Here is a 12,515-nt window from a genome sequence, read left to right on the forward strand (position 1 = left end):
CCGGTCCGGCGCGCCGGGCGAAGTATGTCCGTGGGCATTCTGTGCGGGGGCTGCCTCGGCACGTCACACGATCGCCTGCCGCTGATCGGGCGGGAGCGCGAGCTGGAGTCCATCGCGACGGTGATCGGGACGGACTCCAGCGTCGTCCTGCTGGGCGCCGCCGGGGTGGGAAAGACGCGCCTCGCCCGCGAGGCACTGCACCACCGGAGGCGCGCCCACCAGTGGGTGGTCGGCACCCGGGCTGCCGCCTCCATCCCGCTGGGCGCGGTGTCGCACCTGCTGCCCGACGGCGGGCAGCCGGGCGACACGGCCTCGCTCGTGCGCGCGGTGGCCGCCCGCCTGACCGCGCAACCCGGCGTCGTCGTCGGCGTCGACGACGCGCACCTCCTCGACGACGCCTCGGTGGCGCTGCTGCACCAGCTGGTGCTCTGCCGGGCGGCGACGGTGGTCGCGACCGTCCGCACCGGCGACCCGGGCAGCGACCCGCTCCTGGCGCTGTGGAAGGACACCGGTGAACGCCTCACCGTGCACCCGCTGCCGGACGAGGCCGTCGACCTGCTGCTGGCGCAGGCGCTGCCGGGCCCGATCGACCCGATCAGCCGCCGCCACCTGCGCCGGCTGGCCGCCGGAAACCCGTTGCTGTTGCGGGAACTGCTCGCCGACGCGCGCCAGTCCGGAACGCTGGCGACGCGGGAGGGGATCTGGCACTGGCGCGGCCCGGGCCCGGCCGGAGCGCGCGTCGGCGACCTGGTGCTGACCCGGGTACGCGAGCTGGACAAGGCGGCGCGCGCCGTCCTGGAGATCGTCGCCTGCGGCGAACCGCTCGCGCTGTCGGTCGTGGAACGGTTGGCCGGCACGGCGGCCGTCGACGCGGCCGAGCGCAGCGGCATGGTGGTGGCCGAGCGCTCCGGCGACCGGACCGTGGTGCGGCTGGCCCATCCCCTCTACGGCGAGGGGTTGCGGTCGGCCATGCCGGTCGCGCGGGCGCGGGCGATCTGGCGGGATCTCGCGGTCGACATGGCCGTCCGGCCGATGCGGCGCCGCGACGACGTGCTGCTCGCCGGCGTGTGGGAACTGCAGTCCGGCACCGTCCGCCGCCCGGACGTGCTGCTGGCCGCGGCCCGCCAGGCGATGGCGCGCTTCGACCTCGCGCTCGCCGAGCGGCTCGCCCGCGCCAGCCGCAGCGCCGCCACCGCGGCGAGGGGAAGCGGCGGTGAGCGGGAGGCGGACTGGCTGCTGGCCGAGATTCTCCAGTTCCGCGGCCGGGGCACGGAGGCCGCCGCGATGCTGCCCGACCACGGGTCGACGGTCGCCGATCCGGCCCGGGCGGTCACCCGGGCGATGATCCTCTACTGGGGGCTCGGCCAGCGCGAGGACGCCGAGAAGGCGCTCGACGCGTCCGACACCGCGGAGGCGACCCGGTCCTGGATCATGCTGTTCGACGGGCGGTGCCGGGAGGCGCTGGGCGCGGCGGAATCGGTGCTGCGCGCCCCGGACTCCGGTGACCAGGCGGTGATCTGGGCGGCCATGGGCGGCGGCTTCGCGGCCGGGTTGCTGGGCCGCACCGACCGGGCCGCCGCGATCGCGGAACAGGGCCGCGCCGTCGCCGACGCGCACGCCGAGCAGTACCCGTGGGGCCAGGCCCAGGTGGCCTACGGCCTCTGCATGGCGCGGTTCGCGGCCGGCGCGGTCGGTGCGGCGCGGGAGATCGCCGACGCGGGCTACGGCGCGGCGGTGGCGCGCGACGCCCGCGCCATGGCGGGGCTGTGGGCGGCGTTCCGCGGCGTGGTGGCGAAGGCCGCCGGGCGGATCGTGGACGCCGGTGACGCGCTGCGCGAGGCCGTCGTGCTGCTGGAGGACGGGGACACGTACCAGGTCACCCGGGTCATCCTGGCCGAGCTGGCGGGTGCGTACGCGCTCGCGGGCGACGCCACGGCCGCCGCCAACTGCCTGGCGCGGGCCGACGCCATGCGGGCGCCGGTGAACCGCCTCTTCCACGCCTGGATGGAGCTGGACCGGGCCTGGGCGACGGCGGCCGGCGGGGCCCGGTCGGCGGCGGCCACGCTGGCGCTGCGCGCGGCGGACCTCGCGCGGCGCACCGACCAGCCGACGATCGAGGCGATCTGCCGGTACGACGCCGCGCGCCTGGGCGAGGCGGCCCGGGTCCAGCAGCGGCTGCACGTCCTGGCCGGAGAGGTCGACGGAGAATTCGTCGCGGTCCTCGCCGGCGCCGCGCGGGCCCTCGCCGGCCGCGACGGCGCCGGGTTGGACCGGGCCACCGGGCAGTTCGGCGAGCACGACCACCGGCTGCTCGCGGCCGAGACGGCGACGGCCGCCGCACAGGCGTACCGGCGCGACGGCCGGGTCGGCCTGGCGCACCGCGCGGCGGAACGGGCGGCGACGCTGCGCGCCGGCTGCCAGGGCGCCCGCACGCCCCTGCTCGACCTGGACGGGCCGGCCAGCGTGCTGACCCCGCGGGAGCGCGAGATCGCCACGCTGGCGATCGGCCTGCCCAGCCGCGAGGTCGCCCGCCGGCTGGGCGTCTCGGTACGGACGGTCGACAACCACCTCGCCCGGATCTACCAGAAGCTCGGCATCACCGGCCGGGCCGAGCTGCGCGCCATCATCCGCTGAACGGGCTCATCGGGCCCAGACGTCCTCGTCGACCAGGTTGCCCTGTTCGGCGCTCACGTCCCGCGCGACCTCGAACGCCGCGGCGGCCTCCGGCAGCTTCGGCGCGCCTTCCAGTGCCGCGTCGAGCGTCTCCTGCGAGTCCCAGCACCACATGTCCACCCAGGTGCGCTCGTCGACGCGGATGATCCGCGCCTCGGCGGGACCGGCGAACCGCGCCCGGGTCGCGGCCAGGAGATTCCGGCGCCGTTCCAGGACCCGCGCCGCGTCGCCGGGGTCGGCGGTGAACCGGGTCGTTCGGATGATCGTCATTTCTGTAACCTTCCTCTAGAGTTAGACTCTAGTGTTACAGTACGGCTATGCCACTGGTCAAGAGCGCCGGCAAGAAGGGCGAGAAGTCGCGCCAGACGCGGCAACGGATCACCCAGGCCGCGTACGACCTGTTCGTGGAGCAGGGGTACGGCGCGACGACGCTGCAGCGCATCGCCGAGCGCGCCGGCGTCGCGGTCCAGACCATCTACTTCGCGTTCGGCAACAAGCCGTCACTGCTCAAAGAGGTTGTCGACGTCGCCATCGCCGGCGACGACGAGCCGATCCCGACCCTGCAACGCGCGTGGTTCCGCGACGCGCTCGCCGCCGACACCGCCGAGGCGCATCTGCGCGCACACGTGCACGGCACCTGCCAGGTGCTGCGGCGGGTCGCGCCGATCATGGACGTGCTCCGCGGTGCCGGCGAACAGGACCCGAGCATCGCCGGGTTGTGGCCGCAGGACGTCGACCCCCGCATCGTCGTGCAAACCACCGCCGCCCGAAGCCTCATGGGCAAACCCGGCGCCCACACCGGACTGTCCGAACAGGACGCCGCCGACGTGCTGTACGGCATTCTCAGCCCGGAGCTCTACCTGCTGTTCGTCCGCGAACGAGGCTGGACACCCGACCGCTGGGAAGCGTGGGCCTACGACACCCTCCGAACCCACCTCCTGGCGTAGGCGGCGGCTGCGGTCGCGGCGGCCGCCGCTTGACCTTGACACGGTGACAAGCCCTTCACTGTGCCCGGGAGGTGGTCCGGATGACCAAGGCAATTCGAGCACTGGAGAGCGGCAACCCGTCGGTGCGGCTGCGGGCGGCGATGGCGATCGGCGCGAACCCGGATCCGCGATACGTCGAGCCGCTCGTCGAGCGGTGCGCGGTCGAGCCCGAGTTTTCGGTGCGCGAGATTCTCACCTGGGCGCTCATGCGGCACCCGGCGTCGGTCACGGTTCCGCGCCTCGTCGCCGAACTCCGCCCGGAGCGGGCGGAGGAGCGGGCGCAGGCGCGGAGCCAGGCGTTGCACACGTTGTCGAAGATCGGCGACCGGCGGGCGTGGCCGGCGATCACCCGCGCGCTGCTCACGGACGCCGACGACGAGGTGGCGCGGAGCGCCTGGCGGGCCGCGGTGGTGCTCGTGCCCGAGGACGAAAAGGCCGGGCTGGCCGGCGTGCTGGCGTCACAACTCGGGCGCGGAAGCCGCGAGACGCGGTTGAGCCTCAGCCGGGCCCTCATCGCGCTCGGCGAGGCGATCACGCCGATCCTGCGGGAAAAGACAGTGGACGCCGACCAGAGCGTGCGCCAGCACGCGATCGCCACGGAACGGCTGCTGCACGACCCGGACCTCGGGTTCGAGTTCGCGATCGAGGAGGCGATGCGTGTCGTGGCCCTCGGCGTGGCCGGCCGCGAGGGAGACTAGGCGGTGTTGATCGGCGAGGTGGCGCGACGGTCCGGGGTCAGTGCCCGCATGCTCAGGCACTACGACCGGCTCGGGCTGGTGCGGCCGACGGGTCGTACCGGGTCCGGCTACCGGGAGTACTCCAGCGACGACATCCGGCGGATCTTCCACATCGAGAGCCTGCGGTCGCTGGGGCTGTCGCTGCGTGAGGTCGGGCGCGCGCTCGACGATCCCGGCTTCACGCCGGCCCACCTCGTCGACGACCTCATCCGCCAGACGCGGGACCGCATCGCGAGCGAGACGGAACTGCTCACCCGGCTGCGCCGGATCGGCGCGGCGGATCCGACCGGCTGGGAGGACGTCCTCCAGATCGTCGCGCTCCTCCAGGCGCTGGGGTCGGAGAGTGCCGGGAAGCGGCAGCGGGCCGCACTGTCCTCAGTGGACGATGCGGCGGTACCGGTGGAGGCACTGGTGGAGGCGGTGCTCGCCGAGGCCGACCCGAACGTCGCCGGCGCGCTGCGCTGGGCGCTGGTCCAGTCGGGTGGCGGGGCGGTGGCGCTGCTGGCCGACGGTCTCCTCGCACCGGACGCCGAGGTGCGCAAGCGCGCCGTCCAGTCCCTCGCCGAACTGCCGGACGGCGAGGCGACCGCGCGGCTGCGCGACGCCCTCACCAACCCCGACGCCGTGGTGCGCAGGTACGCGGCCGTGGCGCTCGGGTCCCGTGGGGAGGTCGAGGCGGTACCGACGCTCGCCGACATGATCGTCGACGAGACGAGCGACGCCGACGCCGCCGACGCGTTGAGCGCGCTCGCGGGCGATCCCGCGTTGGCCGACCGGATCGCCACCACGCTCGTCGACCGGATCGCCGCCGGCACCGTGGACCCGTCCGCCCGCCAACGGCTCACCCAGGCGCTCGCGGACATTCCCGGGCCCACGGCGTCCGCCGCCCTCACCGACCTGACCCACGACCGCGACCGCGCCGTCGCGCTCACCGCGACCTACGTTCTGACCCTGCGGGGTCGGGACGGGCGGTGACCCGCCCCGACCTTTACCTACTCAGGTGCAGGTCCAGATCGCCGGCCGCTCCAGGTCGGCGGCGCTGGAGGTGCCGCCGATCCGGCCGTCCTCGGTGACGGTGACGGCCCGGTTGGACCCGTAGAGGTCCACGTCCTCCGGATCGAGCGGCAGCGCGCGCCACTCACCGTCCTTGAGGTAGCTGGCCCGCGCGATGCCACCGGCGAGGCGGTCCAGCGGGAGGTGGCCGGTGTTGGCGACGACCAGTCCGGCGGAGTTCACCGCGACCGGGAACGCCGGCGCCGGCGGGATCGGGTCGCTGCTGAAGTTGTTCGGTCCGGGCGCTAGCGCGGGCAGTGCCTGCGCGACGCCGTTCTCCCACCGCAGCGGACCGGTTCCGGCGCCGCGCCCGACCACGAACGGCCCGGCCGTCGCGAACGCGTAGCCGCCGGTGGTACCCGGCTGCCCCGGCAGGGGTGTGACCGCGGTGACCGGTCCGGCCACCGCCCGCCCCGGCGCGTCCGCGCGTCCGGTGAACCCGACGACCCGGCCGTCGGCACCCACGTCGCTGAGCACGCCCGCCGTGGCGCCGAGGTCGCGCACCGTGCCGGGCGACGAAACCGACCAGGTCAGCCCCCGCGTTGTCTGACCGGTTCCGCTGCCGAACGTGGCGAATCCGACGATGACGCCGTTGTCGTCGACCGCCGTCGCCGTGGTCGAGGTCGCGCCGGCCGGCTCGGCCAACCGCACCGGTGTGGCCGGCGCACCCGCCCGCCACAGCACCGCGTGGTCGCCCGCCCCGCTCGCGTTGAGGTTGCCGACCGCGTCACCTGACCCGTTGACGTCGAAGGCCGTCGCCCACGGTTCCGCCGCCGTGCCCTCGAGATGTTGTTCCGTGGCACCGGTCCAGATGACGCCGACGGACCCGAACGACCACGGCGAGGTGACCGACCAGTGCCGCCAACCGGCGAACCGGTTCACGCCGTCGCTGCCGAGGATCTGTCCGAACCCCGAGAACCAGCGGCCTCCCGGCGGTCTCGGGAGCGGGTTGTCGAACTCCAGCACCGATATCCGGTAGGTGCAGTCCTCGGCGGCAACCGCGCCGGCGGCCGGCGGTGACGCCGTTCCGACCAGTCCCAGCGTGCCCAGATAGAGGGCAGCCGCCATGAGTTTTCCCCGTGTCACAACCGATCCCTTCATAGAGATACACGATCGTCGATCGATCGCGGGAAGTGATATTGCCCGGGGAGGTACCGGTCGTCAAGTCGCATCAGCGGTGCAGGATCGTCTCCCGCGTCATGCGCGCCAGCTTCTCGGGGTTGCGCACGACGTAGAGCCCGGTGATGAGACCGTCGTCGATGCGCACCGCCATGACGGTGTCGACCTCGCCGTCGCGGTGGAGGACCAGCGCCGGGTAACCGTTGACCTGTGCCGGTCGCATCGAGGCCGCGATGGTGGACTGGCCCAGGAACGCGGCCACGTCGCCGGCCCCCACGATGGGCGTCAGCACGGCCCGCGTGACCCCGCCACCGTCGGCCAGGAAGACGACGTCCGGCGCGAGAATGTCGAGCAGGCCCTGCAGATCGCCCGTTCCGGCCGCCCGTCGGAACGCCTCGATCGCGGCCCGGGTCTCCGCCTGGGAGACCACCTCGCGTGGCCGGCGCGCCGCGACGTGTGCCCGCGCCCGGTGCGCGATCTGGCGGACCGCGGCCGGGTTCTTCTCGACGGCCGCCGCGATCTCGTCGTAGTCCAGATCGAACACCTCGCGCAGCACGAACACCGCCCGTTCGGTCGGCGTGAGCGTCTCCAGAACCAGCAGCATCGCCATCGAGACGCTGTCGGCCAACTCGACGTCCTCGGCCACGTCGGGCGCGGTGAGCAACGGTTCGGGCAACCAGGGCCCGATGTACGACTCCTTGCGCCGGCCGAGCGTGCGCAGCCGGGTGAGCGCCTGGCGGGTGGTGATCCGGACCAGGTACGCCCGGTGGTCGCGCACGGTGTCGAGGTCGACGCCGGCCCACCGCAGCCAGGTCTCCTGCAGAACGTCTTCGGCGTCGGCCGCCGAGCCGAGCATCTCGTAGGCGACCGTGAACAGCAGGTTGCGATGGGCGACGAACGCCTCGGTGGCCGGGTCCATGTGTCTTTCCTTTCAACCGCGTCGTGCACCTGACGCCGCTCGGCACCGCGCTGTGACACCCGCTCTCGATGACCCACGTCACACGGCCACGCCGTCACACGGACCGCGTCGCCGGCATCTCGTGGTCGTCAACGATTTCCGGTACGGAAGGAACATCTCATGAGCCTCGAGAACTTCACCGGCGACATCGTCGAGCCGGGTGGGGCGGAGTACGAATCGGCCAGCCGCACGGTCCTGGCGTCCGGCCGCCCGGCCCGGGTGCTGCGGCCCGCCAGCGTCGCCGACGTGCGGGCGGCCGTCCGGTTCGCCGCCGCCGCGGGGCTTCCGCTGTCCGTGCGGGGCGGCGGCCACTCGTTCGCGGGCTTCGGCACGAACGACGGCGGCGTCGTGATCGACCTCGGCCGGCTCGCGGGCGTGGAGGTGGTCGACAAGGACCGGCACCTCGTCCGGATCGGCGGCGGCGCCACCTGGGGCCAGGTCGCGGCCGCCCTGGCCCCGCACGGCCTGGCGATCTCGTCGGGCGACACGAAGAGCGTCGGCGTCGGCGGCCTGACGCTGACCGGCGGGATCGGCTGGAAGGTCAGGAAATACGGCCTGGCGCTGGACCAGCTGGTCGCCGCGGAGGTCGTCACCGCCGATGGTGACGTCGTGCGCGCCGACGGCGGCGACCTGTTCTGGGCGTTGCGCGGTGGCGGCGGCAACCTCGGGATCGTGACCGCCTTCGAGTTCGCGGCCCACCCGACGACCGACGTCTTCCACGGCCGGATCGCCTTTCCGGCAACGGAAGCGGCCACCGTGCTCCAGGGCTGGGCCGACCACCTCCGCACCGCCCCCGAGGAACTCACCTCGATCGTGACGCTGGCCAACCCGTTCATCCCCGACGGTCCGGTGGAGGTCCACGTCGCCGTCGACAGCGACGACCCGGCGTTGGCCGCCGCGGCCCTCGACCCGATCCGCCGGCTCGGCACGGTGATCGCCGACGACGTCACGCAGATCCCGTACGCGGACGTCCTCGTCGACGGCATGGTCCCGCCGCCCGGAATCGCGTTCGAGGCCCGGAGCGCCTTCGTGGACAGGGATTCGGTGCCGGACGTCCTCCGGATCCTCGCGGAGACGGCGACCTCCGGACGGTCACCGATCATCGCCGTCCGCAGCGTCGGCGGCGCCGTGTCCCGGATCCCCGACGACGCCACCGCCTACGCCCACCGCCGGGCGGAGCTGATGATCGTCACCACCACGGCCGGCCCGAAGCCGGTGCTCGACGCCGCCCGCCCCGCCGTTGACGCGACCTGGCGGCGGCTCGCCCCCCACGTGATCGGCGCCTACGCGAACTTCCTCGCGTCCGCGACGGAGGAGGACGTGGCCGCGATCTATCCACCGGAGACCTACCGCCGACTGGCGGCGGTCAAGCACCGCTACGACCCCGACAACCTGTTCGCCGGAAACCACAACGTCCGTCCCGATCCGGGAGTGTGACGCGGCGGCACGTTCGGGCCGCGCCGGCGACGTTCCGGATTCGCGGTGTCGCCCCGGCTCACCGGTTCGGTGATGATCTCGCCCCCCGGGTTCCGACCAGCCGAAGGTGAGTGACTTACGTGGGGGAGTGGGTGGCGCTGCTGCCGCCGTTGTCCGTGGCGGACGGGAGGCCTACGAGCGCGCCATCGCCACCTGGCCCCGTCGGCCGAGGTCCGCCGCGATGCGCTCGCGCGCATCGTGCCCGAGAGTTACGTTTAAAGTTGATCGAGGAATGTTAGGCATGTCATGGCAAGCCTCTTCTTCCTCGATCAACCGCCCGGATCTGGGAGACAAAGTTCTGCGGCAGCCGAACTTTGTCTCCCAAGAGTGCGACCGGTTGTCGCGACCGTCCCAACGAGTCGATCTTGCAGTTGTGGTGGGCCGCAAACGGCAGCAAATGCGGCCGAGCAAGGCACCACAACTGCAAGATCGGCGACGAAGGGGTCCGCTGTGGACCGGGAAGCGTCGTCAGGCGGGCCGGGCGGGTGGGATGTTGTGGTTCAGGTGGAACACGTTGTCCGGGTCCCAGACGTTCTTGAGCGCGGTGAGCCGGGCCAGCTTGTGTTCCGGATAGGCGCGGCGCACCCCCGCGCTGCCCTCGTCGGTCAGGGCGTTGACGTAGGCGCCGCTGGAGAACGGCTCCATCGTGGCGCTGTACCGGCGCGCGAGGGCCATCCGCTCGAGGTCCTCGGCGGGCTCCTCCCAGCGGGACGCGGAGACGAACTCCACCAGCGCGTCGCGGTGGCTGAAGGCGGTCGCGTCGTCGGGGACGTCGGCGATGGCGCCGCCGTAGGACTGGAGGCTCGCGGCGGGCAGCAGGTCACCGGACCCGTCCGGGGCGCCGCGCAACAGGAACGCCTCGATGGCCTCGTCGGGCAGCCGGCGCAGGTAGTGGCCCTTCCAGTACCGGCGCAGCGCGTGACCCTGGTCGTCGTCCTCGCGGCGTTGCAGGTCGACGTACGAGTACTCGGTGACGCTCTGCTCGATCGGCGTGCTCGGGCCGGCGAACTCGCGCCGCAGGGCGTCGCTGTCGGCGGGGTCGCCGGTCCACACGAAACCCAGGCTGGCGCGCGGTTGCCCGTCGGCGGCGCCGACCCAGGCGGTGAACGTCGCGTGCCGTGGCGCCGTCGCCATCAGGTCGCGCCACCGGCGCATGGCCGGCAGCGCGTCGTCGAGCGTGTACGTGAAGCCGGCGACGACCGCGCGTCCGCTGATCGGATGCAGCCGGAACCGGAACCGGGTGACCACGCCGAAGTTGCCGCCGCCGCCGCGCAGGCCCCAGAACAGCTCGGTGTTCTCGGTGGCGCTCGCGGTGACGGTGTCGCCGGTGGCGGTGACGACCTCGAACGACTCGACGTTGTCGCACGTCAGCCCGTGCGCGCGGGCCAGCCAGCCCATGCCGCCGCCGAGTGTCAGGCCGCCGACACCGGTGTGCGAGACGTTGCCCGCGGTGGTGGCGAGCCCGTGCTCCTGGCTCGCCCGGTCGAGCGCGCCGAGCAGTGCCCCGCCCTCGATCCAGGCGGTGCGGCCGGCCGGATCCACACCCACCCGGTCCATCGCGGTGAGGTCGATCATGAGCCCACCCTCGGGCACCGCGTGGCCGATGACGCTGTGCCCGCCGCACCTGACGCCGATCTCCAGGCCGTGCTCCCGGGCGTGGCCGATCGCGGCCGCGACGTCGCCGGCGTTCGCACATTTCACGATGACGGCGGGACGCCGGTCGACCATGGCGTTCCAGACCGATCGAGCGGCGTCGTACCCGGCGTCCCCGGGCCGGACGACGCCGCCCGCAAGTCGGTTCCGCAGCGTGCTCACGTCCATGGTCCCCGCCCCCTCCGGATCACCCGGGACGTTAACGCATCCGGACCACCGGGGATCAGAGGCTGCGGGCGACGACGTCGCCGTAGCCGGTGGTCGCGTGGATGGTCAGCTGGGCGTTCGCGCCCTCGGTGTTGGTGAGCGAGTTCTGGATCCGGCCGTAGGTGGTGCCGGCGTCGAGGGACGCGGAGACGCCCGCCGCGGCGCCGACCGACACGTTGCCGGCCTCGGTGCGCAGGACGACCGTGCCGCGCACGGCCTCGGTGACGGTGATGTCGCCCTTCATGGTGCGGATCTCGGCGGCGCCGTTGAGGCGGCCGACCGTGACGTCGCCGGCGGAGGTGGTGAGCCGGACGCCGTCGGCCTCGTCGATCTTGATCGCGCCGTGCGCGCCCTCGTACGAGACGTCGCCGAACCGGCCGACGGCCCGGAAGTCGGCGCTGGCCGCCTTCGCCTCGATCCGGGACCCGGCGGGCAACTGCACCGTCACCTCGATGGAACCGGACGCGCCGAGGTACTGGTTCTTCGCCGTGGCCGTGATCCGCAGGACGCCGTCGCGGTAGTCGACCGTGGTCTCCTCCGCCACCTTCACGTCGCGGCTCTTGCCGGCGTCGGCGGGCCGGACCTCGACCGTGGTGTCGGCCCGGTCGGCGGCGATGAACTGGACGCGCCCGGCGGGGATGTCGAGGACGGCGGAGATCGGGGCGGTGGTGTCGAACGTGGTCATCATGCTCTCCTCGTTGGGTGTTTCGTTGTTTCGAACGAGGGAAACGCTACGTTGCCTTTCTAAAGCCTTCAAGCATTTTGTTGCACCAGAAACGCATTCCAGCATTTCAAAGCAATGAAATCGTTGCAACGAGTATCCGGGTAATGCAACGGAAGTTGGAGGAGATGTTGCAATGGGGTGGGAGTGAACGCTATGGTGGGGCCGCCACGGACGAAGGAGGCCGCGATGCCGGGAGGCAGACTCACCCAACCGGAGCGCCAGCAGATCGCGCTGGGTCTCGCCGACGGCCTCGCCTACGCGGAGATCGCCCGCCGCATCGACCGTCCGACCTCGACGATCACGCGTGAGGTGACGCGGAACGGCGGCCCCGCCGGCTACCGCGCCGACCTGGCCCACCGCGCCACCGAACGCCGCGCCCACCGGCGCCGGCCGGCCGTGCCCCGCGGGTCGGCGGCGCCCCCGCAACCCCACGGGCGCGACCCCGAGGCCGTGCGCGAGTACGAGGAGGCGTTCGTCACCGTCCTCATGCAGCAGGGTCTGTCCAAGATGATGGCCCGGGTGCTGGGCTGCCTCTACACCACCGACGCGGGCAGCCTCACCGCGGCGGAACTCGTGCAACGGCTCCAGGTCAGCCCGGCGACCATCTCCAAGTCGATCGCGTTCCTCGAGAGCCAGAACCTCGTCCGTCGCGAACGCGACGACCGCCGCCGCGAGCGCTACGCGGTCGACGACGAACTCTGGTACCAGGCGATGGTCGCCGCGGCCCGGTCCAACGCGCAGTTCGTGGAGACCGCGCGGCAGGGCGTCGGCATCCTCGGCGCCGGCACCCCGGCCGCCGTCCGGCTCGAGAACATCGCCCGCTTCCTCGACTTCGTCACCGAGAGCCTCACCCGCGCCACGGAACAGGCCCGCGAGGTCCTCCACACGAAGACCCCGAACCAGGCCTGACCGCGGCGCGGGCCGGCGAC

The 12,515-nt window shown here is 73.0% G+C and carries 11 protein-coding genes; 6 read left to right on the forward strand and 5 right to left on the reverse strand.

Annotated features, from left to right (window positions below):
- The first annotated feature begins 30 nt into the window (after window positions 1–30).
- A complete protein-coding gene (locus tag Vau01_RS29935; RefSeq protein WP_203999381.1) occupies window positions 31–2,634 on the forward strand; it encodes a LuxR C-terminal-related transcriptional regulator in 2,604 nt (867 codons plus the stop codon).
- A 6-nt stretch (window positions 2,635–2,640) separates the two neighbouring features.
- Here Vau01_RS29935 and Vau01_RS29940 read toward each other — a convergent pair whose 3' ends face one another.
- The gene (locus Vau01_RS29940; protein ID WP_203999382.1) at window positions 2,641–2,943 is read right to left on the reverse strand and encodes a hypothetical protein; all 303 of its coding nucleotides are present in this window, start codon (window positions 2,941–2,943) and stop codon (window positions 2,641–2,643) included.
- Window positions 2,944–2,990: 47 nt separating this feature from the next.
- On the opposite strand from Vau01_RS29940, the gene Vau01_RS29945 reads away from it, so the two are divergent.
- From Vau01_RS29945 to Vau01_RS29955, 3 genes are all read left to right on the forward strand, one after another.
- Window positions 2,991–3,620: a TetR/AcrR family transcriptional regulator gene (locus Vau01_RS29945; RefSeq protein WP_203999383.1), complete on the forward strand. Its 630-nt coding sequence runs from the start codon at window positions 2,991–2,993 to the stop codon at window positions 3,618–3,620.
- 80 nt (window positions 3,621–3,700) lie between these two features.
- Window positions 3,701–4,357, forward strand: a complete 657-nt coding sequence (locus tag Vau01_RS29950) for a HEAT repeat domain-containing protein (RefSeq protein WP_203999384.1) — start codon at window positions 3,701–3,703, stop codon at window positions 4,355–4,357.
- Window positions 4,358–4,360: 3 nt separating this feature from the next.
- Complete coding sequence (locus tag Vau01_RS29955; RefSeq protein ID WP_203999385.1) at window positions 4,361–5,371, forward strand: MerR family transcriptional regulator; 1,011 nt, start codon at window positions 4,361–4,363, stop codon at window positions 5,369–5,371.
- A gap of 21 nt (window positions 5,372–5,392) precedes the next feature.
- Here the strand turns inward: Vau01_RS29955 and Vau01_RS29960 are convergent, their stop codons facing one another.
- Entirely contained in the window at window positions 5,393–6,517 is a 1,125-nt protein-coding gene (locus tag Vau01_RS29960; RefSeq protein WP_203999386.1) for a hypothetical protein, read from the reverse strand.
- A gap of 103 nt (window positions 6,518–6,620) precedes the next feature.
- Window positions 6,621–7,487 (reverse strand): RNA polymerase sigma-70 factor, encoded by an 867-nt coding sequence (locus Vau01_RS29965; RefSeq protein ID WP_203999388.1) that lies wholly within the window; start codon window positions 7,485–7,487, stop codon window positions 6,621–6,623.
- A 159-nt stretch (window positions 7,488–7,646) separates the two neighbouring features.
- Here Vau01_RS29965 and Vau01_RS29970 point away from each other — a divergent pair, with 159 nt between their 5' ends.
- Window positions 7,647–8,963 carry an FAD-binding oxidoreductase gene (locus Vau01_RS29970; RefSeq protein WP_203999391.1) on the forward strand — a complete coding sequence of 439 codons (1,317 nt, stop codon included), beginning with the start codon at window positions 7,647–7,649 and terminating at the stop codon, window positions 8,961–8,963.
- A gap of 507 nt (window positions 8,964–9,470) precedes the next feature.
- Here the strand turns inward: Vau01_RS29970 and Vau01_RS29975 are convergent.
- Entirely contained in the window at window positions 9,471–10,817 is a 1,347-nt protein-coding gene (locus Vau01_RS29975) for an FAD-binding oxidoreductase (protein WP_239151958.1), read from the reverse strand.
- 61 nt (window positions 10,818–10,878) lie between these two features.
- A complete protein-coding gene (locus Vau01_RS29980; protein WP_203999396.1) occupies window positions 10,879–11,547 on the reverse strand; it encodes a DUF4097 family beta strand repeat-containing protein in 669 nt (222 codons plus the stop codon).
- A gap of 225 nt (window positions 11,548–11,772) precedes the next feature.
- Here Vau01_RS29980 and Vau01_RS29985 point away from each other — a divergent pair, with 225 nt between their 5' ends.
- A complete protein-coding gene (locus tag Vau01_RS29985; protein ID WP_203999399.1) occupies window positions 11,773–12,495 on the forward strand; it encodes a GbsR/MarR family transcriptional regulator in 723 nt (240 codons plus the stop codon).
- Window positions 12,496–12,515 lie beyond the last annotated feature (20 nt).

This window comes from Virgisporangium aurantiacum (assembly GCF_016863635.1).
Taxonomy (GTDB): Bacteria; Actinomycetota; Actinomycetes; order Mycobacteriales; family Micromonosporaceae; genus Virgisporangium; species Virgisporangium aurantiacum.